The 23,180-nt window shown below is 33.7% G+C and carries 21 protein-coding genes; 6 read left to right on the forward strand and 15 right to left on the reverse strand.

Going from position 1 to position 23,180, the window contains the following annotated elements; all coding sequences use genetic code 11:
- Nucleotides 1-22: 22 nt before the first annotated feature.
- From FOL89_RS03750 to FOL89_RS03775, 6 genes are all read right to left on the reverse strand, one after another.
- Nucleotides 23-2,086: a T9SS type B sorting domain-containing protein gene (locus tag FOL89_RS03750; RefSeq protein ID WP_144281508.1), complete on the reverse strand. Its 2,064-nt coding sequence runs from the start codon at nucleotides 2,084-2,086 to the stop codon at nucleotides 23-25.
- Between the two features lie 90 nt (nucleotides 2,087-2,176).
- A complete protein-coding gene (locus FOL89_RS03755; protein ID WP_185146905.1) occupies nucleotides 2,177-3,412 on the reverse strand; it encodes an MFS transporter in 1,236 nt (411 codons plus the stop codon).
- A gap of 94 nt (nucleotides 3,413-3,506) precedes the next feature.
- Nucleotides 3,507-3,869 (reverse strand): hypothetical protein, encoded by a 363-nt coding sequence (locus tag FOL89_RS03760; RefSeq protein WP_144281509.1) that lies wholly within the window; start codon nucleotides 3,867-3,869, stop codon nucleotides 3,507-3,509.
- Between the two features lie 69 nt (nucleotides 3,870-3,938).
- A complete protein-coding gene (locus tag FOL89_RS03765; RefSeq protein WP_144281510.1) occupies nucleotides 3,939-5,438 on the reverse strand; it encodes a GH3 auxin-responsive promoter family protein in 1,500 nt (499 codons plus the stop codon).
- Between the two features lie 202 nt (nucleotides 5,439-5,640).
- Complete coding sequence (locus tag FOL89_RS03770; RefSeq protein WP_144281511.1) at nucleotides 5,641-5,895, reverse strand: hypothetical protein; 255 nt, start codon at nucleotides 5,893-5,895, stop codon at nucleotides 5,641-5,643.
- A gap of 135 nt (nucleotides 5,896-6,030) precedes the next feature.
- Nucleotides 6,031-6,420 (reverse strand): hypothetical protein, encoded by a 390-nt coding sequence (locus FOL89_RS03775; protein WP_144281512.1) that lies wholly within the window; start codon nucleotides 6,418-6,420, stop codon nucleotides 6,031-6,033.
- A gap of 248 nt (nucleotides 6,421-6,668) precedes the next feature.
- Here FOL89_RS03775 and mfd point away from each other — a divergent pair, with 248 nt between their 5' ends.
- The 4 genes from mfd to pth all read left to right on the forward strand — a co-directional run bounded on the left by mfd (nucleotide 6,669) and on the right by pth (nucleotide 12,711).
- A complete protein-coding gene (gene mfd, locus FOL89_RS03780; protein ID WP_144281513.1) occupies nucleotides 6,669-10,031 on the forward strand; it encodes a transcription-repair coupling factor in 3,363 nt (1,120 codons plus the stop codon).
- A gap of 114 nt (nucleotides 10,032-10,145) precedes the next feature.
- A complete protein-coding gene (locus tag FOL89_RS03785; protein WP_144281514.1) occupies nucleotides 10,146-11,039 on the forward strand; it encodes a hypothetical protein in 894 nt (297 codons plus the stop codon).
- Nucleotides 11,040-11,139: 100 nt separating this feature from the next.
- Nucleotides 11,140-12,057 carry a hypothetical protein gene (locus FOL89_RS03790; protein WP_144281515.1) on the forward strand — a complete coding sequence of 306 codons (918 nt, stop codon included), beginning with the start codon at nucleotides 11,140-11,142 and terminating at the stop codon, nucleotides 12,055-12,057.
- A gap of 90 nt (nucleotides 12,058-12,147) precedes the next feature.
- The gene (pth, locus tag FOL89_RS03795; RefSeq protein WP_144281516.1) at nucleotides 12,148-12,711 is read left to right on the forward strand and encodes an aminoacyl-tRNA hydrolase; all 564 of its coding nucleotides are present in this window, start codon (nucleotides 12,148-12,150) and stop codon (nucleotides 12,709-12,711) included.
- An 88-nt stretch (nucleotides 12,712-12,799) separates the two neighbouring features.
- Here pth and FOL89_RS03800 read toward each other — a convergent pair whose 3' ends face one another.
- The 9 genes from FOL89_RS03800 to FOL89_RS03840 all read right to left on the reverse strand — a co-directional run bounded on the left by FOL89_RS03800 (nucleotide 12,800) and on the right by FOL89_RS03840 (nucleotide 20,763).
- Entirely contained in the window at nucleotides 12,800-14,386 is a 1,587-nt protein-coding gene (locus tag FOL89_RS03800; RefSeq protein WP_144281517.1) for a SulP family inorganic anion transporter, read from the reverse strand.
- 106 nt (nucleotides 14,387-14,492) lie between these two features.
- Entirely contained in the window at nucleotides 14,493-14,765 is a 273-nt protein-coding gene (locus FOL89_RS03805) for a hypothetical protein (protein WP_228444851.1), read from the reverse strand.
- A 39-nt stretch (nucleotides 14,766-14,804) separates the two neighbouring features.
- Entirely contained in the window at nucleotides 14,805-15,488 is a 684-nt protein-coding gene (locus FOL89_RS03810) for a carbonic anhydrase (RefSeq protein WP_144281519.1), read from the reverse strand.
- Nucleotides 15,489-15,584: 96 nt separating this feature from the next.
- The gene (locus FOL89_RS03815) at nucleotides 15,585-16,139 is read right to left on the reverse strand and encodes a serine O-acetyltransferase (protein ID WP_144281520.1); all 555 of its coding nucleotides are present in this window, start codon (nucleotides 16,137-16,139) and stop codon (nucleotides 15,585-15,587) included.
- Nucleotides 16,140-16,466: 327 nt separating this feature from the next.
- Nucleotides 16,467-17,654 (reverse strand): glycosyltransferase, encoded by a 1,188-nt coding sequence (locus tag FOL89_RS03820; protein ID WP_144281521.1) that lies wholly within the window; start codon nucleotides 17,652-17,654, stop codon nucleotides 16,467-16,469.
- On the reverse strand, nucleotides 17,655-18,212 hold the full coding sequence (locus FOL89_RS03825) for an acyltransferase (protein WP_144281522.1): 558 nt from the start codon (nucleotides 18,210-18,212) through the stop codon (nucleotides 17,655-17,657).
- Entirely contained in the window at nucleotides 18,202-19,380 is a 1,179-nt protein-coding gene (locus FOL89_RS03830) for a glycosyltransferase (RefSeq protein WP_144281523.1), read from the reverse strand. The genes FOL89_RS03825 and FOL89_RS03830 overlap by 11 nt, the downstream gene beginning before the upstream one ends.
- Entirely contained in the window at nucleotides 19,377-20,210 is an 834-nt protein-coding gene (locus FOL89_RS03835) for a glycosyltransferase family 2 protein (RefSeq protein WP_144281524.1), read from the reverse strand. Before FOL89_RS03835 ends, FOL89_RS03830 begins: the two co-directional genes overlap by 4 nt.
- Before the next feature lies 1 nt (nucleotide 20,211).
- Nucleotides 20,212-20,763 (reverse strand): acyltransferase, encoded by a 552-nt coding sequence (locus tag FOL89_RS03840; protein ID WP_144281525.1) that lies wholly within the window; start codon nucleotides 20,761-20,763, stop codon nucleotides 20,212-20,214.
- 155 nt (nucleotides 20,764-20,918) lie between these two features.
- Between FOL89_RS03840 and FOL89_RS03845 the strand changes: the two genes are divergently transcribed.
- Entirely contained in the window at nucleotides 20,919-21,689 is a 771-nt protein-coding gene (locus FOL89_RS03845; protein WP_144281526.1) for a class I SAM-dependent methyltransferase, read from the forward strand.
- 77 nt (nucleotides 21,690-21,766) lie between these two features.
- Complete coding sequence (locus FOL89_RS03850; protein WP_144281527.1) at nucleotides 21,767-23,131, forward strand: DUF6056 family protein; 1,365 nt, start codon at nucleotides 21,767-21,769, stop codon at nucleotides 23,129-23,131.
- Nucleotides 23,132-23,180 lie beyond the last annotated feature (49 nt).

Below are 23,180 nucleotides of genomic sequence, written 5' to 3' on the forward strand. Positions count from 1 at the left end.
TTCAGTAAAGTCTGATTATATTTTATTCTCTGTTTTTTACCATCAGCCAACCAGAATATTTGATGGGTGTTTTGGCTTTGTCGTTTTCATTCCATGTTACAGAATACCAATAGTTTCCGGTAGAAACTCTTTTGCTGCCATTGGTAGTTCCGTTCCATTTGTAGCCGTTTGTTTTGTCAGCCTGATAAACTTTTGCCCCATATCTGTCAAAAATACTAAGGACAAGATTTTGTTTTCCTGCCAATGCAGAATAATCAATTTCATCATTTATTCCGTCTCCGTTCGGTGTAATAACATTTACTAAGTTTGGAACGACAATGTTTACCTGTATTGGTTCACAATCATACGAATCTTTTACATAAATGGTGTGATCGCCTCTTGTGATGTCAGTAAATACATTAGAATCCTGCCAGTTTACATTATCAATAGAATACATATAACCTGGTGTTCCTCCTGTTGCATTCACGGTAATAGTCGTTGTTGAAATATCAATATTAGATACTACAGGCTGCTCAGAAGCATATACTTTTACAGTTTGTGTAGAAGTACAGTCTCCCGTTTTCAGTTTTACCCAGTAAGTACCCACTGCAACATCAGAAATTGTCTGGGTCGTTGCACCCGTACTCCAAAGATATGAGCTGAATCCCGGACCTGCATCTAGTGTTGTCTTATCTTCAAAACAAATTACTTTGTCTTGTAAAACTGTAGAATATACCGGAGGGAAAACAATTAAATTTACTTTCGCAACAGTAAAGCACCCGTTACCATCCGTAACCCTGATATATATCACTCCTGTTGGAGCAATGTAATTGGTGATGTTAGTGATTTCGTTTGTTGAATTTATTGCATCCGTCATTGATGGGAAATACTTTTTGGTAGTTCCGGTTGGATTATTAATTAATGCAGTTTCCAGATTAAATGATCCTGTTGCAGGATTTCCTTCAATAAAGCAAGTTCTCAGTGTAGCTTCTGTAACTGTAATGACAGGGTAAAACTGCAACTTGATCTCTGCAATATCTGTACACCCAAAAGGTGTAGTAATCAATACAAAAACTGAACCTCCAGCAGATGTATACTGATAAGGATTGGCTATTTCTATATTATTGTTAAGATCATACATTGAAGCATAATACTTCTTAACATACGTAGGATCATTGATAACATCCGCTGTCGTAAGGTTGAACACTGCCTGTCCTGTATTATTGTTATTACATTCTGTAAGCGTATCATCGGTAGCAACGATAGTTCCGTCCTTGAATTTAAACTCGCCTGTCTGTTTACACTTATTGATGGGGTTATTCGGATTGGTAGGATCAGTATAAGTTATACTGTAATAATAAGTATCTGTTGTGTTTACGGTAATTGGAGTTGTGATAGGATTGTCTCCTGTCAGCAAATCATTGGTATTATAATGATAGTTTACCGTAAAGTTGGTATTGCCATTAATGATCCCGTTGGTTAAAGAACTAAAATCAAAAGTTGCCGGATTTGAACAAACAATAATTTCATTAGGAAGAGTAGGGTCTGCATTAGGTAAACCTGGAGCAATAAAAGGATTCGTAATGAGTGTAGGATCATTAAATGGTGATGCTAATGTAGCTGTACCTCCCCACGTAAGCGAAAATCCGTTTGGGCTATTTGAATAATTGTCAATAACCAAATAATATGTTTCACCGGGTAAAACATTCATAAAACCACTCCATTGTGCATTAACGGCAGGGTGTACTGTAGTAAGATTAAGTCCTGTTGGTCCATCAAGACCGGAAAAGTTACAGCGAATAGGTGCGCCTAAATTACTGCATGCTTTATTAGGTCCGTATACTCCAAAGTCATAATCATCATCGAATACATTAGGGTTTATGGTAAAAGTAAGCGTTCCGCCTGTTTTAATAGTGAAAGTATACCATACGGAAAAGTTTTCATCGTCACTCAAACATCCTCCTAAATCTTCAAGGATATTACCCGGTCCGGAAGGAGTATAGGATATTCCCGAGTTTCCACAAACTGTAATCGCTGTAGGACAGTCGGACTGTGCAGAAATCATCTGGGAAATAATTATTAAAAAAATGAGTAAAGTTTTTTTCATTTTGAAAATTTTTTAAACACAAATATAAAAAAAATAACAACCTAATGGTAAGTTTTTTATTTTGTATGTATTGTTAACGATAGATTTATTTTAATATTGCATTTTTCTCAATCTTGAGTTAGAAATCCCAACTATTGCAGCAATAAGCACGGTCATACTGCCTCCCAGAATAACCGATCTTACCACTCCAAAAAGTTTTGCAGCCAGACCGCTTTCAAATTGTCCCATCTCATTACTTGACATAATGAAAATAGAATTGGCACTCAAAACTCTTCCCCGAATATGATCCGGAGTTTTAAGCTGAACAATTGTACCTCGGATCACTACTGAAATTCCATCCAGCATACCGCTCAGAACGAGAAATATAAATGAAAGCCAGTAATATTCTGTTAATCCGAATCCTATAATGCACAACCCAAAGCCTGCAACAACAGCCAGTAAAATTTTCCCCTGATTTTTTCTTAGTGGCACCAGGGAAAGAGTTGTAATAATAATCATTGAGCCAATATCAGACGCAGCATTTAATAACCCTAAGCCATTTGCCCCGGATTTTAAAATATCAGTAGCAAAAACAGGAATCATGGCAACCGCGCCACCAAAAAGTACGGCAAACATATCCAGACAAAGTGCTCCTAAAATTTCTTTGGTTTTAAAAATATAGGAAACTCCTTCTTTGATGCTTTCCATTACTTTTATTTCTTCTTTTTTATGCTCAGAAAATTGGGGTTTAAGCTTCCAGAAAAAAAATGAAGCCAAAATCATGAAACCAATTACAGCGACCAGAGTCCATTTAATTCCGTAAAATTCAATTAAAAATCCGCCTGCTGCATGACCGCAAACAGATGAAATCAAAAATGTTGCCTGATTTAATGTAATCGCATTGGGAAGATTCACTTTTTTTACAATTTTAGGAATCATTGAAGGCACGATGGGACCGATAAAGGCTCTTGCAATTCCGGTGAGAAAAATCACTGCGTAAATAAAGTAGGTGATTTCATGTCCGGAAAAGTGAAGTTTAACATTCAGAAAAGCAGGGATGAGCAAAAGACTGATGAGAAATACATAGGCATAGTTACAGATGAGTAGTAGCTTCTTTTTCTCGTTCATGTCGATAACATGACCTGCGTATAATGCACAGCTAACGGCAGGAATAACCTCCGAAAGCCCTATTAAACCAATGGAAAACGGATCTTTTGTAAGCTGATAAACCCACCATCCCAATAATGTTGCCAACATTCTGAATGCTAAAACAATAAAAAATCTTCCGGTGAGAAGATTTCTGAATTCTATATTTTGTAATGTTTTGAGCGGTAATGAAGAAATCATGATGCAAAAATAGCCCTAAATCTTCATTTAAGGCTATGGTATTTTTTATTTTTCAAATGATAAATAAAATATCTGCTGAGAGATAAGGTCTATTTTAATCTGCACGCGAAGAGCTGATCACAATAGCGGCTGCAGCGGCTGCACCAATTACTACTGCTCCTGCTGTTACTCTTGCTTTTGATCTGTCTTTTACTGAAGCAATATTGGTTTTTGGAATTATTACTTCCGTGCTGTCTTTTTTGCCTTTTGTACCAATGATGTTGTCACCTGCTATATTTCGGAATAAAATCGTTTGCTTTTTTGAGCCGTCTCTTGGAGTCACTACATATATTTTTCCTGCTTCAAGATTAGAGTAATTATTTTTTGCAACATCTTCGCTGTATTTTGTAGTAGCGCATGATGATATCACAAATAACGACGTTAATAAAGATGATTTTAAAAGTACAGATGCTTTCATTATAATTTTTTAGTTTTTCAAATTTATAATTTTTTTTGAATATATGTTTTTGTATTGAAGAAAATATGGTTAAATTTTATAAATTTTCAGCAAATCTGCAATTTTTCTGTCATTTGCCAGTCTGGGGATTTTATTTTGTCCACCCAGTTTTCCCTCAGATTTTGCATACTCATTGAAGGCATTTTTCTTAAGCTTGGAAATCTTGAGCTTCTGCAGAATATTTCCGGAAATCAGATCATCATAATAAGAGTTTCTTTTTCTGAGCTGGTTGTCAAGTTCTGTGGTAAATAAATCCAAATTTTGCGGTTCTTTCTCAAACTCAATAAACCATTCATGATAAGGTAAATTATTTTCAGGATTAACTTCAGGAGCGAGGTGAAATTCTGTAATCTGTGCAGGATGCTTTTCCAATGCGGCTTTCATGGCTTCTTCCACTTCAAAGGCAATGACATGTTCACCAAAAGCTGAAGTAAAATGTTTGGTTCTTCCGCTTACCAGAATTCTGTGCGGTTTTTTATCAATAAACCTTACCACATCACCAATAGAGTATGCCCAAAGTCCGGAGTTGGTCGTAAGAATCAATGCATAATCTTTATTAAGCTCAACATCTTTCAATGTCAGTCTTTTGGCGTCGGGTTTACCATATTCTTCCAGCGGAATAAATTCATAAAAAATTCCATGGTTGGTTAAAAGCAATAAACCCTCTTTGGTATAATCATCCTGAAATGCAAAAAAACCTTCAGATGCAGGAAAAGTCTGGACGATATCTACGTTGCCGCCAAGAAGTTCTTCCATTTTATCTCGGTAAGGTTCGTAATTTACACCTCCGGTAACGATCAGCTGAAGATTAGGGAAGATCTGTTTGATTTTTTTACCGTGTTTTTCAATCAGTTTTTCAAAATACATAATAAGCCACGGCGGAATTCCCGAAATCAAAGTCATGTTTTCTTTTTCGGTTTCTTCTACAATTTTATCTACCTTGGTTTCCCAGTCTTCTATCATGTTGGTTTCCCAGCTTGGCAAGCGGTTTTTCTGAAGGTAATTAGGAATATGATGGGCTACAATTCCCGAAAGTCTGCCGGTTTTGATTCCAAAAACCTCCTTCAGCTCAGGACTTCCCTGCAGAAAAATCATTTTTCCGCCTACAAAATCGGCGTTATTTTTTTTTGCGATGTAATGGAAAAGTGCACTTTGAGCTCCTTTTACCTGATAAGGCATTCCTTCTTTTGAGATGGGAATATATTTCGCGCCGGAAGTAGTCCCTGAAGTTTTTGCAAAATATTCGGGAGTTTCTGTCCAGAGAATATTTCGCTGTCCTTTTTTTACTTTTTCAATATAAGGTTTCAGGTCTTCATAATCAGCGACAGGAACTCTATTCTGAAAATCCTCTACAGAACGGATGTCTTCAAAACCATGGGTTCGCCCAAAAAGTGTTTTTTCTGCATGTTGCACAAGCGAAAGCAATAATTGCTCCTGATTTTTTTCTGCATTCACTTTAAAATCTTCTGCCTTTCTTACGCTTTTCTTTGCCCAGATTAATGCTGCTTGTTTTTTGAGAAAATTTAACATGGTTCAAATTTATAAATAAGTAAAGATATGGCGTGAAAATATTGGCATGATTAGCTAAATTACTTTAAATAAACTATTATCTTGCTTATTTTTGATGATATTGAAAGTCTTAGTTCACCCAATTATGGATAGTCAGAAAATTTGATTAGATTTCAAAATGATTATAAAAAATGCTGATTCAAAAATCGAATCAGCATTATAATTACTTATTAATTTTATATCTTTTATCAGGGGTTCCATCCTTTTTCAGTTTCTTATTCTCCTTGTACCTTTTGTCTGGTGTTCCGTCTTTTTTAAGTTTTACCGAGGGTTTTACAGCTGATGTTTCGGCTGCTTTTAAGGGTTTTACCTGTTTGGTTACGATGGTTTTAGAAGTTTTTACGGCAGGCGCGGTCTGTTGTGCCGAAGCAAATCCTAATCCTATTACCAGAGATAAGGCTGTTAAGAATTTTTTCATTAGTTTGAATTTTTGATTACAGTAAAATTAAATAAAAACTCAATACAAAATTTATTTTCAATAATGAATTTGAATTTTATTACCAAAAAATCCGCTTTCTTTGAAGCGGATTTTTAAGTTTATTTTTACAATTTATTATCTTGTACAGTTAGCTCTCCAGGTTTTTCCATCTGCAGTGTAAAGCATTTTCAATTCGTTATTGTCAATTCTTACATATACCAAAGCGTTTGAATTAACCATCACTAAGGTATTGTCTCCTTGTTTTTCAAATTCAAGACCATTCAGATCAGGAATTCCGTTTGAAAATCTGAAATTATATTTTGTCCCACTGGCAATTTTTGTTACGAATACTTCCCCATTGTCTGTAGAGATATTGTTTTGATCATCTGTGTAGGAAATACTTCCCTTGTATGTTCCTGCAAAAAAGTCGTTGTCTGCGGGGTCATCATCGCTTCTGCACGAGGTGATTGACGTTACTGCAAAAAGGAGAACGAATACTCCTAAAATTTTGAATACATTTTTCATAATACTTATTTTTTTGGTTTATGGAGTAAGATTTTCCAAACATTGTGCCTAAACTTGGTTTTGATATATTTTTTTAACTCTTTTTGGAATACATTGGTTAAATTTTAAGATAAATCAAATTTTATGTTAAAATTTATCTTGTTCAATGATCATTGGGATAAATTTAAAACAAACCTTTACCTTTGCAGACACATTTGTACGGTTTCGGAAAACTCCCGAAATCGTTTTTGTCGTTTTACAGATTATTTATGCAGTTAAAAAATATCAGCGAAAACTTTTTGCCGGATTTGTTGAAAAAAGAATTTGGGAAAGAAATTTTGCAATCTACAGACAATCATCCTCATCTTTTAGTAAAAGGAAGTGCAGGCTCTTCGGCTTCGGTTGTAGCAGCAGAAGTTTTCCTGACATTAAACAAAACTATACTTTTTCTTCTTGATGAAAAAGAAGAAGCACTATATGCCAATACGGAAATGGAAGATTTGTTGGGTCATGAAAATGTACTTTATTTTCCCGCCACTCATCTTGAACCTTATCAGGTAGAAAAAACCCAAAATGCCAATCTGGTTCTTCGTACGGAAGTTCTTAATAAGATAAACTCTGATCAATCTCCAAAAATGATTGTGGCATTTATGGGCGCTTTATCTGAAAAAGTGCTTAAAAAAGAAGATTTTAAAGCCATTTCGCATCATATAAAAGTTGGCGATCAGCTTAATTTTGATTTTGTGGACGAGCTTTTGAACCATTACCAGTTTCATCAGACAGATTTTGTATCTGAGCCTGGAGAATTTTCTGTCCGCGGAGGAATTGTAGATGTTTTTTCTTATTCCAACGAAAAGCCTTACAGAATCACATTTTTTGGCAATGAAGTAGAAAATATTAAAACTTTCGACATAGAAACTCAGCTTTCGGTAGATAAAGTGAATGATTTTCAGCTGGTTTCCAATATGAATTTTTCAGTTTCGGGAACGAAAGTTTCTTTGCTTGAAATTCTTCCCAAGGATACGGTGATAGCTTCTAAAAATGCAGTCGTAGGTCTTCAGAAAATCAAATCATTTTATGAGAAGTCGCTGGAAAAATATGAAAACTTAAACAAGGATATTTCGCACAGAACGCCAAATGAACTTTTTATTTCGGATGAAGATTTCTTGTTTGATTATAAAAAATTTAAAACCATAGACTTCAGCAGTGTCGGAATTGATGCCATGAAGTCTTTTGACGTAAAATTAAATCAGACTACTCAGCCTTCGTTTCATAAGAATTTTGAAATGCTTATTGAAAATCTTCTTGAAAAGCAGGAACAAGATTATGATCTGTGGATTTCTTTTTCATCAGAAAAACAAAAAGACAGGCTCGAATCTATTTTTGAAGAGTTGGGACATCAGGTTTCTTTCAAAAGTTTTAAATCTGAACTTCATGAAGGTTTTGTAGATCAGGATCATAAAATTCTGATATACACAGATCACCAGATTTTTGATCGCTATCAAAGATACAAAGCCAAAAATGCTTTTGCCAAATCTGAGCAGTTGACGCTGAAAGATTTAATGTCTTTAAAAATAGGAGATTATATTGCCCATATTGATCATGGAATTGGTAAATTCATGGGTTTGGTGAAGGTAAACAATGACGGGAAAATTCAGGAATGTTTCAAACTGACTTACAAAAACGGAGATTTATTGTATGTAAGCATTCATTCTTTGCATAAAATTTCAAAATATAACGGTCCCGACGGAAAAGAAGTGGTACTGAGCAAACTGGGATCTCCTGCCTGGAAATCGTTGAAACAGAAAACTAAAGCCAAAGTAAAACAGATTGCTTTTGATTTGATTAAATTATATGCAGAAAGGAAAACAGCAAAAGGTTTTGCATTCAGTCCCGATTCATACCTTCAGAATGAGCTGGAAGCAAGTTTTGTATACGAAGATACGCCCGATCAGGAAAAAGCAACCATTGATGTGAAAAGTGATATGGAAGATGATGGCGTGATGGATCGCCTGGTTTGTGGAGATGTAGGTTTCGGTAAAACTGAAGTCGCTATTCGTGCTGCTTTTAAAGCGGCAACAGACGGAAAGCAGGTTGCGGTTTTGGTTCCGACTACCATTCTTGCATTTCAGCACTACAGAAGTTTTAAAGACAGGCTAAAGGATTTTCCGGTTAATATATCCTACATGAATCGTTTCAGAACGACAAAACAGAAAAACGAAACGATTGAAGGTTTAAAAAACGGAAAAGTAGATATTGTGATTGGAACACATCAGCTGACCTCCGAGAAAGTGAAATTCAAAGATTTGGGTTTATTGATCATTGATGAAGAGCATAAATTTGGTGTTGCCGTAAAAGATAAACTTAAAACTTTAAAGAGTAATATAGATACTCTTACTCTAACCGCAACTCCGATTCCGAGAACATTACAGTTTTCTTTGATGGCAGCAAGAGATTTATCGGTGATCAAAACCCCTCCTCCCAACAGGCAGCCAGTCGACACACAGATTATTGGCTTTAATGAGGAGCTGATCCGTGATGCGGTGTCTTATGAGCTGCAAAGAGACGGACAAGTCTATTTTATCAACAATAGAGTTGAAAACTTAAAAGATATTGCCGGGCTTATTCAAAGATTGGTTCCTGACGCAAGAGTAATCACCGGTCATGGTCAGATGGACGGAAAACAGCTGGAACAGAATGTTCTGGATTTTATGGAAGGTAAATATGACGTGTTGGTTTCTACTACCATTGTAGAAAGTGGGGTAGACGTTCCGAATGCGAATACGATTTTCATCAATGATGCACAGCGTTTCGGAATGGCAGATCTTCACCAGATGAGAGGGAGGGTAGGACGAAGCAACAGAAAGGCGTTCTGTTATCTCATTACACCGCCTTTTGATATGATGACTTCTGATGCGCGGAAAAGACTGGAAGCTATTGAACAGTTTTCGGATTTGGGAAGCGGTTTCCAGATTGCGATGAAAGATCTTGAAATTCGCGGAGCCGGAGATTTGCTAGGTGGTGAACAGAGCGGATTTATCAACGAAATGGGTTTTGAAACGTACCAAAAGTTGATGCAAGAAGCATTGGAAGAGCTTAAAGATGATAAAGATTTTGAAAATTTGTTTGAAAATGAAGAAGAAAGGCAAAAATTATTCAAGTCTGTAAAAGAAGTGAATATTGATACTGATTTAGAATTGATGCTTCCTGATTCTTATGTGTCGAGCACCGAAGAAAGATTACAGCTTTATCAGAAACTGGCTGAAATTAATAATGAAACAGATCTGCAGAAATTTGAATCTGAACTGAAAGACCGTTTCGGAGAGTTACCCAAAGAGGCGGTTAACTTACTGAAAAGTGTGTCATTAAAATGGCTTGCTTCAGATATTGGTTTTGAGAAAATTGTCATGAAAAACGGAATTTTTCTAGGCTATTTTCCCGGAAATCCACAAGATAAGTTTTATCAGACCGATAAATTCCGTCATATTATTTCGTATCTCACCCAAAATCCTGCTCAGGCTCAGCTCAAAGAGAAAATAGCAAAAGACGGAAATCAACTGATGATGCGAAAAGATAAAGTGAAAAATGTGGATGAAGTGAATGTATTGCTTCGATCTATTTTGGGACAGTGATTATTGTTTAGTTTATTTGATGTTTAATAAAATTATTTTTTTAATGCGAAATTTTCAATTTATATCCTTTGATTTTGAAAAATAATTATATTTGTGCCAAAATAAATTAAAACTATGATTAAAAATTATTTTGTTAAAGCTGCCGCAATTCTTGCGATGGGTTTTATGTTTTCTTGCGATAATACGACAGACGATCCTATTAACAACAATAAGAACAATCCAAATAATCCCAATAACGGAGGCGGAAGTACTGCCACAATTACTGGACCGAGGATTTTACATAAAATCACTGCAAACAACATCATCAATCAGGAGTATGTCACCAATGGGACAATACTTGAAAAAGCAATTTTTAAAGAAACAAGTGCGGCTAATTCTTATATCATAGCAAAAGTTACCTACACATCAGGTAAAATTACGAAAGTTAAGTTTGATCAGGAAGTTAACGGCTCTGTTCCTGCAAATAATATATCGCAAGAATATAATATCACTTACGATGCTAGCGGGAAAATCAATTTCACGACCTGCTATAGAACAATAGCTGGAGTTCCAAACTTTGATAGCGAATATACCTATACTTATGACGGAACCGGCAAAATGACAAAAATTGTTGAAAAGAAAAAATCAGGAAATGCTTACTCATTCTTTTTCAATTATAATATCACCTATACTGGCAACAATATTTCAAAAATGATTATGGAAAATGGAATGACCAATTCTGCGGGAGTTCCGGATATGTCAACAGTGTTTACATCAACCTATAATTATAGTAGTTATGACAGTAAAATAAATCCGTATAATACGTTACCAAAAGAATTTTTTGTTGTTTGGAGTTTATATCATCCTTTTAATTTTTATTCTTTATCGGCTAATAACCTTACAGATTTCAGTATTGTTACACCTCCAGCTCCTGCAATTCCTGGAACGCTTAACTATCTGTATGATTCTCAGAATTATCCGGTTTCTGATCAGTCACAGTCACAGAAATATATTTACAAAGCTTTGTAATTTTATATTTGTTGTATTTCTTGTGATAATATCTGCAAAAATGTAATTTTTATACAAAAAAAAATTATATTTGTAGAAAATTATATAATCCCAATTAGAAATGAAAAAACTTTTCTATTTTGTTTTACTAATAGCAGGTTTGTCTTCTATACACTCTTGTAAAGATTTGGTAAATGAAGAAGGTGATCCGCTTTTGGATCTGAATGATAATACGGGGCTTATCGGGCCAAGAGCTTTATCCAGAGAGGTTACCGATGTTGGTACAATTGCAGAATATCAATACAGTGGTCTTCTTCTGACTAAGGTATTAACTGAAAAAAATTCTGTAACCAATATTGAATGGAGCGGTGATAAAATAAGCAAAATTACTTACTATGGGTTTTTGGATTCTGATGGAGATGGCATTTTAGATACAGACAGTACTTCTTATACGCAGCAATTTACTTATGGAAATTTAGGAAGACTTACATTGATTTCAGAAAACAGAACAACTTACACAAAAGCACCGGGAACACCTCCGCAACCTTGGGTTGTTTTAGCAAAAAGAAAAGCATTATACAATCTTACCTATAGTTCTACAACCGGGAAGCTTGCTTCTATCGTGATGAAAGACGGTCCGGATGCAGGAAGTTCTTTTACTTATACCGATTATTCAAAAGCTACTTTTACTTATTTAGGAGATAATGTGTCTTCTGTTTTAAAAGAAATCGGCGTACTCAACGGTGGTACATTTGATCCTCCTACACAAAAATATGGCTTTGAATTTACCAATTATGATGCTAAAATCAATGCTTACACTCTACTTCCTTTTGAGTATAAGGTTTCAAATTTGATCTCTACAGAAATCAATGACAAAAGAAGTATGATTTTATCACCAAACAATCCTAAAAGAGTATCGGTTACAGATTTAATGGTGCCAATTCCAACTCCTGTTGTTTTCTCTACAGATTATAAATATGATCCTCAAACTTATGTTACACAAGGCTTCCTTGTAAATTATTTTTACAAACCTCTATAGACAATAAGTTATTAAAATATTTTTAGCTCAATCCTTTCGTGGGTTGAGCTTTTTGTTTTATAAACTCTTAATTTTGCAAAAAATAATTTCATGAAGTATTTAATTGTTGGTCTTGGCAATAAAGGAGCAGAGTATGAAAATACCCGTCATAATATAGGCTTTAAAGTGGCTGATAAAATCGCTGAAAATCTGGAAGTTTCTTTCAATACAACCAATTTTGGATGGATGGCGGAAGGTAAATATAAAGGCAGAAAAGTGTTTGTTCTAAAACCGGATACTTACATGAACCTCTCCGGAAACGCCGTAAAATACTGGATGCAGAAAGAAAATATTCCGTTGGAAAATGTAATGATTGTTACCGATGATCTGGCTTTGCCATTCGGAATTTTGAGAATGAAAATGAAAGGTTCTGATGCGGGTCACAACGGACTGAAGAATATTCAGGAGATTTTGCAGACTCAAAATTATGCGAGACTTCGCTTTGGAATTTCAGCGGAATTTTCTGAAGGAAGGCAGGTAGACTATGTTTTGGGAAGCTGGAACGAAGAAGAGAGTGAAAAGCTCCCTGAAAGAATTGAAAAGTTTGCAAAAGCATGTCTTTCATTTGTTTTTGCAGGAATCAATAATACGATGTCTGCATTTAACGGAAAATAAAATCCGCCGCAAGCAAAGCTTGCGGCGGAAATGATATGGATGCTAAAATTAAATTGCCTATAATGAGATTATAACATCTGTTTAAGAATTATATTGTTCTTTTGTGAGTCACTTTTACATGGGAATGCTGATCATTTGCATATTCTCTATATGAAGTCTTAAACCCTTCCAAACGCACATCTATATTATCTTCTACAGCTCTTACATTGGCAAAATCTTCTATCATTTCTATGATATCATCAGAAATGTAGGAGGTTTTACTCGCATTAATAATCACTTTAGAGTTTGATTCTATATTTTTAAGCGTTTTTTTTATGGCAGCTTTGTTTAAAAAAGAAACCTCTTCAGCAAGATTTATCCTTACCTCATCTGCGCCTTCAAGTTGCTCTTTACTGAAATAGTAAGCCCTTTTCATATTTCCTTGTAATAAGTAAAATATAGAGAAACCAATTCCTAACGCAACGCCTTTTAGAAGATCTAAAGCTACAACAGCAATTAACGTGGCAATAAATGGTAAAAACTGATACTTTCCTTTTTCCCAGAAATGTTTCAGTTTAGCAGGGCTTGCTAATTTGTAACCTACTATCAGCAGTACAGCTGCCAATGTAGCCAAAGGAATTTTATTAAGCAGAAAAGGAATTGTAAGCACACAGATCAACATAAATATACCGTGGATGATGGCAGAGCTTTTATTGGTTGCACCTGCACTGGCATTGGCAGAAGATCTTACCACAACCGAAGTCATTGGTAATCCTCCAATGAATGAAGAAATCAGGTTTCCTATTCCCTGAGCTTTCAGCTCTAAATTGGTATCTGTAATTCTTTTGTGCACATCCATTCTGTCTGATGCTTCTATACAAAGCAGCGTCTCTATAGAGGCTACGATAGCTATGGTTGCTCCTAAAAGCCAGACATCAAAATTCAGAAATCCTTTAAAATCAGGAAATGTAATTAATTTTTTGAAGTCTTCAGTAGATTCCGGAACAGGCAAGTTCACCAGATGTTCTTTCGCAATTTCTAAAGAGCTGCCTTTAAAAACTTCATTCAAAAGAATTCCTACCGCTACTGCTACTAAAGCTCCCGGAAGCATTTTTATTCTTTTTAATAGGTGAACTTTATCCCAGATGATAAGAATGGCAAGAGAAACCAGAGTAACAATTACTGCTCCCGGAGAAATGGCATTGCTAAGATTGTTTAAATATTCCTGAAGATTAAAACCGTCAAAAATTCTTTGATTACCTTCAAAATCTCTATCATAGCCCACAGAATGGGGAATTTGTTTCAAAATAATGATGACCCCAATACCTGCAAGCATTCCTTCTATCACATTATTCGGGAAATAATTGGAAATGCTGCCGGCTCTTAAAAAACCAAGAACCAGTTGTATGACTCCCGCAATAATTCCTGCTACCAAAAATAGTTCGAAGCTTCCCAAATCTGTAATTCCTGCCAAAACAATTGCCGCGAGACCCGCAGCCGGACCAGAAACAGAAACATGGGAGTTGCTCAAAAAACCAATAACAAGGCCACCTACGATACCTGCAATAATTCCTGATAGTGGTGGCGCTCCGGAAGCGAGTGCAATTCCCAAACACAAAGGAAGAGCTACCAGAAATACGACTAATCCGGATGGCAGATTTTGTTTAAAATCTGCAAAAAATGAAACTTTTTTCATTACTTAGTTTAATATAATAATTATGAAATGACAATACGCCTATATGAAAATATAAGCACATTAGATCAGGCAATTAATAACTTTTAATTGCTATAAAATATTAATGTTAAACTTCCGGAGGCGGTGAAAATATAGAAATAAAAGGACTTAGATGTGTAGAAACATCTCTTTGTACGAATTTGTTCTTTTTGTTTTCTATAGATTGTTTTAACAATATATAATCACTGCATTTGTAAGGTTTAGGAGGGAATTTTTCATTAAAATTCGCAGTATTGTTCTTTACCTCTTCTTCGATTATATTATTGTTAAGTGTGGTAAGATTCCAATCAAACATTACAGCCAAACTAGGCAATACGATAAAGTTGACAAAAATTGCCAATGTTAAAATGCCCGTGTATTTCAGTAATGTATTGATGTCTTAGTCTTTTAAGTTAATATTGTTTTTTCTGCTCATTACCCATTCAGAATTGGTAAGATCATAAACTTTCTGAATATCTTTTAATATTTTTTCAAAGTCAATATTCAGATCAATAATTTTTCCTGTTTCCAGATCGAAAACCCAGCCATGTACAATAGGATACTGTTCTAAAATATATCTTTCCTGCACCACTGCCATTTTTACTACATTCACACACTGCTCTTGTACATTAAGCTCAATCAGGCGGTTGTATCTCTGGTGTTCGTTTTCTATTCCATCCAGCTCAGCTTGATGCAATCTATACACATCTCTGATGTTTCTCAGCCAAGGATTCATCAATCCGTAATCCTGTGGAGTCATTGCCGCTTTTACGCCACCACATCCGTAATGTCCGCAAACAATAATGTGTTTTACTTTTAAATGTTGCACTGCATATTGGATTACAGCTGTAGAACTCATATCAAGAGTGTTTACAACATTAGCAATGTTGCGGTGGACGAAAATTTCACCAGGACCTGCTCCCATAAGCTCTTCTGCGGTTACTCTGGAATCACTGCATCCAATGTACAGATAATCAGGTGCTTGTCCTGAAGATAATTTCTTAAAAAAGTCAGCATCTTCGCCTAACTTCTTCTCAATCCACGTCTTGTTGTTTTCAAAAATTTTGTTGTACTTTTGAGACATTTAGTTATTTTTTTAAATTAAACGCATAAATATAATAAAAATTAATTTAAAAAATCCTTTGTTAATCTGGGGTTTCTAGTTTCGGGAACACGCTTTTCAAACCATGTGATTGATGTATCCTTCTGTAGCATTTTCTTTCGAAATAATTTGTGCAGGATTACCGATAACTAAAGAATCTGCTGCAACATCTGAGTTTACATAAGCATTGGGAGCAATAAGCACATTGTCTCCAATCTTTATTTTTCCTACAATTACTGCATTCGGACCAATCCAAACCTGATTCCCAATCTCAGGAACACCTTCATTTTTTCCTCTGTTAGCCTGTGCGATGGTTACTCCCTGTGCAACATTGCAGTTTTTGCCGATTTTTGCTTTCGGATTAATTACTACTGTTCCCCAATGTCCTAAATAAAAGCCTTCTCCTATTTCGGTTTCCGGATAAATCTGAAAGCCATACTTAATCTGAAAATGTCTTAATAACAATCGCCAGAAAATGCCTGAAATTGATTTTTTTGAATGTTTTTGACATTTTCTTAAAAGAAAGACATAATGCAGGTTCGGATTAATACATTTTATCCAAATCTCTTTGCCGGAAAGCCATTTTCCGCTTTCTCTGTAGAAATCTTTCTGTATTGTAGTGTGGTTTTTCATATTGTGCATTGTGTGAACAATAGATCAACTGAATTGTTGATTTATGTCAGTACAAAAATAAATAATTGTAATTGAAGTATGTTTAATTTTAAAAAGTGTTTTTTAGAAAAATGTTCTTCTCACCATCTGCTAGATTTTCTGCCAATAACTTCAGGCAGTGAGATGTTTGTGAATTAATTTACAAATTACTCAATCAAAATTTAAACATGATGTATGTATAATATTAAACTCATAATGAAGATTAAATAGCCTTATAAAAGTGAAACAGAAATCTCGTTAATTTTTAAAAGGTACGATATAACTTTGTTTTCAGTACAAAAATATCAGTTAGAGTGATGCAGACTCATCAATAATTTTCATAATTGAATTGACAGAATTTTCCAGGCTGAATGGCATTCGGTAATTTTTAAGGTTATTCTGATAAGTTTCAAAATAAGAAGGTATTGTCAATGCTTTTTTCATACCATCATAAATTCCTTCTTCAGAATTGTCGGTAATTAAACCCAACTTGCCGTTTTCCAGCATTTCTCTCACACCCGAAACTTCGGTAGCGATAATATTTTTTTTTAACGCAATAGCTTCAAACAAAACTGTAGGAAAACCCTCGTATCTGGAACTCAGGATATAAAATTCTGCTGCTTTGAAATAGGGATAAGGATTGTCTGTGAAGCCAAGCATTTCCGCAGTTTCATCTACACCTAATTCTGTTTTTAGTTGTTTGATGTTTTCAAAATCATAACCATCGCCAATGATCCGGATTCGGTGCTGATAACCTTCCTCTAATAACTTTTTGTGAACTTTTAGCAGCCTATCAAAACCTTTTTGTGGAAAAACAGTTCCTACACTTACGAAAGTTGGATGTGGATTGTTATTTGATTGTTTATTTTTTCTTTCTTCAGGCTTTGGATCTCTGATTTCTGATTTTTCTAAAATCTCTTGTATGTCAATAGGATTGTAAATTCTTACGATTTTACTTTTTTCTGTTTCGTTTTGGACTAATTTTTTAAAATCGTTATGAATTTTCTCCGAAATCACCATTATTTTATCGAACCCGAAAAATTTTCTAAACTCAGTTTCAGTGTAATTGTGAAATTCGGTTTTGGTAAGGTCATTGTGAATCCACACTATTTTTTTAGACGAAGTAATGGGTGAGTTTAGAATTTCGTCTCTCATTCCGTGAATGGCGGCAAATTCTATATCATATTTTTTGTTTTTAAGAATAACAGAATATAGAATTTTAGGAAATTTTTTCAAAAGTCCCTGATAAAGTACTCTAAAAGCTTTTTCCGGAAGATCTTGCAAGCGATTGGTAGTAATCATTTCGCCCTTATTCAGATAAATGATATTAATCCACTTCGGAATTTCACTCAAATATTTTCCTGAATATAAGTTTAAAAGCAAATCAATCTCATATTTATCTTTAGGAAGATTTTTCAGAAAAGTCGCTAACACTTTTTCTGCGCCACCATGACGAAGAGAGCCAATTCGAATCAGGATTTTCTTTTTTGAGGACATCTATTTTTTTATAGGTTTGTAGGTATGTGGCAAATTTTTGATAAGAAATTGGTCAAGCTTTGATCTCTCAGCTTCTAATTCTCTGGGATACTGTATGTTTTCTAATTTTTTTCGCTCATAATAATCTTTCGTAGTACAGATAAATTTAGCTGGAACTCCTGCATAAACACTATCGGCAGGAATTGATTCTGTGACTACAGAGCCTGTTCCTATTATAGAGCGATTTCCTATCTCCACACCATAAGATATGGTAGATTTAGCTCCTATAAAACATTTTTCACCAATTTTTATTCTTCCGAATATTCTTACATCTTTATAATCTTCGTAAGTACGCATGAGCAACTGCCCTCCACTATGATTGATAAACGATACGGAATTTGAAACACGGCTAAAATCTCCAATTTCTATAAGATAAGGCTCACTTCCAAAATTTATTCCATGAGATAAAGCCACGTTTGTCCCTAGTTTCATTCCTCTTTTTTCACAGGTTTTGTAATAGCTGTTCCATCTTAGAGTATCAATAATTGAAAATATTTTGGTTATAATTCTACTCAGCATTTTTGTGATTATAAAGATTGGTAAATACTTCTTCAATCTTGTCGAAAATTTTTCGATTATCAAATTGATTTTCTATGTTTTTGAGATTATTTTTTATTTCAATAATGATATTTTCTTTGGAAAGAAATAATTTCATTGCATCATAAATTTCTCCGTTATCATATTTTACTACATAGCCTGTTTTATTATGGCTAATCATTTTTGAAACATCTCCTGTATCTGTAGCAATAATTGGCTTTTGTAAAATTAATGCTTCTGCAATTACCAATGGCCATGCTTCTGAACGGGAGGGGAGTATGAAAAAATCTGCCAATTTGATATAAGGATAAGGATTCATCCTATTTCCTAGTAAAATAAAAGACTCTTCTACTTTATTTTCTTTTATTTTGTTTGTAAGATTCTCCCGTTCTTCTCCGTCACCTAATACGATAATTGTATGCTTTAGACCTTCATTATTTAATTTTTTGTGAACGTCTATCAGATTGTGATAACCTTTTCTATTGTGGAGTCTACCCAAAGACACAAAAACAGGATTTTTCGTGTTTGGAAAGTCTTGTATTGTTTCTTTCGATTTTGATATAATTTCATCAACAGGAATAGAATTAACGATAACATGTTCTTCAGGTAAACTAAGCTTTGGATAGTTTACATGCAAAATTTCTTTGATTCTTTGTGAACAATATACAATTGTGTCAAACTTAGTAAATTGTTCAAGAATTACCGATACCAGTGGCTGAAGTCCTGGTGTGTTGATTTCCGAATGAAACCATGCAATTTTTTTGGATTTGTTGTTTGTTGAGTTTAGAACTAATTGAAAATCATTATAAGTCATCCCGACTTCAATGTCAAATGAATCTTTTAATATATTATTATCAATAACCCCGGGGTTACTAAGAAGTTTTACAAGTTTATTTTTTCTTCGGAATAGCTGCAGTTTTTGAATCAGGACATTTTTGGAAAGATCCTCTCTGCCATCTGCTAAATAAACCTTTCGTACATGGGAAGGTATTTCATTTCTTAGTTCACCCTGATTAAGACTTAGCAGTACAGTTATTTCAAATTTATTTTGATCTAAATTTCTTAGAATACTTAACATTACTTTCTCAACTCCGCCCATTTCCATAGAACGGTGTCTGAAGAGAATTTTTATTTTTTTTTTTTGTGTCATATTTTCTGAAATAATATTTTCAGTTTTTTTACTATCCTGTAAAAAATTTTGTTTTGGTATGATAACAAGCTGAATATTTCCGTAGAATTTGTATAAGATTCTGGAATTTTTTTGCCATTGATATGCGAAATATGCCTTCTTTTCATAGCATTAAATATCACATGTCCCCAATATTCATAAGATTCTTTTTTGTTTTCATTTTGCGAAATACCTTTTGGGTGAGTTCGGTAAAGATAATTGGCTTCATCAATAAATTTTACTTTTCCTTTTTCATAAAGCTTGAGATAAAGATCCTGATCTTCTGAAATTTTTAAGGATGAGTTCATTTTTTCTGTAAGTTCATAAGTTTTTTTTCTAAAACTCACAAAATGTGCAATCTGTACAGGGTAATTGAAAAAAAAACGGTCGTTATTAGGAATCTGCATTGCAGATTTGAATTCAGATAAGGGTTTCATATTTTGATCACAACTTACAAAACGTGAATAAGCAAGCACTACATCTTGATTGTTTCTAAAAATATCGATAGCCTTTTGTATTGCAGAAGGAAGTAAAGCATCATCGGGATCAACAAAACCGCATATTTCACCGCTAGCAAGCTCAATAAGTTTAGATTTCGTAATGCCTACACCGGAATTTTCTTCATTTTCATAAAACTTAAATCTTGAATCATTCTGTATCAACTCTATGACAGCTTTCTTTTCGGAATCTTTTGAGGCATCGTCTAAAATAACCGCTTCCCAATTGGGATAAGTCTGGTTTTTGAGAGATTCATAACAGTCTTTAAAATAAACTGAATTGTTGTAGTGAGCAATAAGTACTGAGAATTTCATCCTACAGGGAATTTTTAAATATGAGTTCCTGTTTATTGATAACAGTTGTATTGGCTGGTACATTTTTATAAATTGTACATCCTGCGCCAATGATACTATTATCGCCTATAGTAACTCCTTTTAATATCGTTACATTACTCCCCAGCCAGCAATTGTTTCCAATTTTTACAGATGATGTAGTAAATTCTTTATGATTGGAGAACTTTATTCCGTCCCGGATATCAATTCTATGGTTGTTATCATAAATTTTTACATTTTCGCCAATCAGACAATTTTTCCCTATGGTTATTTTTTCTAGCGCTACAAGGGATGTATACTTATTGATTGTAGTGTTTTCATCAATTTCTAAAGCTGCATTTTTCCCTATTGTGATATTCACATGATTATAAAATTTGATGTTTTTTTCTATAATCAAATTTTTTAAATTACGGTTGATTTCGAAATCATGGATATGTCCCAGCTTTAATGAAGAATGCACAGACCCTGCGTCTTGAAGTTCTTTTAAAAGCGATTTTCGCGTAATGAACCGTATAGCTTTTACCCAAATGCTCATCTTAATAAATTTTTTAACGATTGTGTAATTAAGGTGCAAGATAATATTTTAAAATAATACTTTAGATGGCTAATTAAACTAAATTTTATAATTCATTGATTAAAATACTGTTTTAATAGAAAAAATTATACTTTTGCATAATTAATACAAACACTGTGAGCGAAATTACCAGAGTTCTCAAAACTTTTATAGGTTACCTTAAAAGACCTGATCTTTATCCTGAGCTGGGAAGAAAGATTTTGAAAAACACAATTAACAGAAATAATGCCTTTAAAGGAAAAGAAAAAACGCTTTTTTGGGCAGAGACGAATTCTATTTCTCAATACGATGCGATTTCTAAACTATTTGGCGTAAATATCATTTCATTCAGACATGATTATCGTGATGTTTTAGACCGGTCTTTACAAAAAGAAGAAGAATGTCCTATAAAAATGGGAGGTCCGGGAGCTTTAGAATTAATTTATTATGCCTGTGAATACTGTAATGCTAAGAATGTAATTGAAACTGGAGTTGCTTACGGATGGTCTTCATTGGCATCACTGCTCTCTCTTTCTAAAAGAAATGGGATTCTTTACAGTTCGGACATGCCTTATCTAGGACAGAATGGCGACCAATATGTAGGATATGTCGTTCCGGAATATTTAAAAAATAACTGGAAATTATTTCGTTTTGCCGACAGAGAATCCTTACCAAAAATTTTTGCAGAAACAGAAGTTTTTGATGTTATCCATTATGATTCTGATAAAAGCTATAATGGAAGACTTTGGGCTTACAACCAATTGTATTCTAAACTGAGAAAAGGAGGTGTTTTTATAAGTGATGACATAGGAGATAATTCTGCTTATCAGGATTTTTGTGAAGAAAACAACATTGAGACCACTGTCGTTGAGTTTGATGGTAAGTTTGTGGGAGTTTTTGTTAAATAAACAACAATCGCCACTAAAATAGTTAGAATATTACCTTTACATTTTCAATCATCTTACTTAATCGTTCACACAAATTTATGAAACTAGATTTTCAAAAAATAGGTCTCATTAGCTTCTTACTATTAATTATTATTTTATTTTTATTAAGCTTATTTTACTACCCTCGCTCAAGAGATGAGTTTTATTATCTTGATACTAATAATTTTCATCCTTTTAAAGAGTATTTTAATTCTTATTTCGAAGTTAATGCCAGAACAGGTCAGTTCTTTTCAAATCTGTTGGGACGAAATATTTTTTACAAACTGATTATTGGTACATTGATTTTTATTGGTTTTTTTATTGTTAGTTTCGTTGTGATTTTTCGAAGAATTCCAGGGTATGATGTAAAAAGTTTAAAAGGATTTATTGTCATTTTCGCAGTATTTATTTTTTTGATTAATTATTTTGGAGAAATGTTCATCTATGTTCCTTTTAGCACAAATTATACATTGTTGAATATTTTTTATTTGATTTATATATACTTTGCAATAAGCTATTTTATCTATCAAAAAGATTATCTGAAAAAATTTAAAATACCTTACTGGTTTATTATTGTATTTGGGATTTTCACAGGTATGGGTAATGAGCACTGTCCTCCTGTACTTATTGCTTTTACAGGTCTCGGACTTTTATCTCTTATAATCAGGGAGAAAAAAATATTGTTGCCGAAACGCTTTACTGTAGGCTATATAAGTGTTATGATAGGATATATTATTTTATTGATTGCACCTGCTAATAAAGTCAGGTTTGAAAGAGAAGGAAAGGAAGCATTTGAATTAAACTTTGCAGATTATTTTATCAACCTGAAGAAAACAGCACACATTCTTTTTCATTATAATTTAGAACTACTACTGATCTTCCCGGTTGCATTTTTTATTTTTTTACTATTGTTATTTAAGAAAAGAATTGAAAAAAAGCTATCTTATGAAATTTTTTCATATTGGTTTCTAGCTGCTTTAGGGGTAATAATTGCAGCATACTCACCGATTATTGCAACGAGATTACTTTTTTTTAGCCTTGTATTGGTTATTATTTCTCTACTGGTAATATTTTTCAGAAGTTCAAATATAATTTTTCAGAGATCCTTATTCTTCAATGTTTTTACATGCATGTCTGGAGTTTTTCTACTGTTTTATTTTATATGCGCATTACTTATTACTCGAAATGCATATAATAATTATAATGAGGTCATTTCTCAAATAGAGACTATTGCAAAAAAATCACCTGAAGTCATTTTAAAAAAGTCATTTGATTATAAGACAGATTTTTTTGGTAAGATGAACAGGAAAGTTTTATTGGATTTAGGTAAAGATTATATAGATCAGGATGAGAAAAATAATACAACAGTAGAACAAAATATAATCAATTATTATAAAATTAAAACATTAAAAGTTGAGAAATAGAATATCTGTACTTAAAGTACAAAAACATTGATAAAATTTAGAATTTAAT

Origin of the sequence: Chryseobacterium echinoideorum, from assembly GCF_007474535.1 — a bacterium.
Taxonomy (GTDB): domain Bacteria; phylum Bacteroidota; class Bacteroidia; order Flavobacteriales; family Weeksellaceae; genus Chryseobacterium; species Chryseobacterium echinoideorum.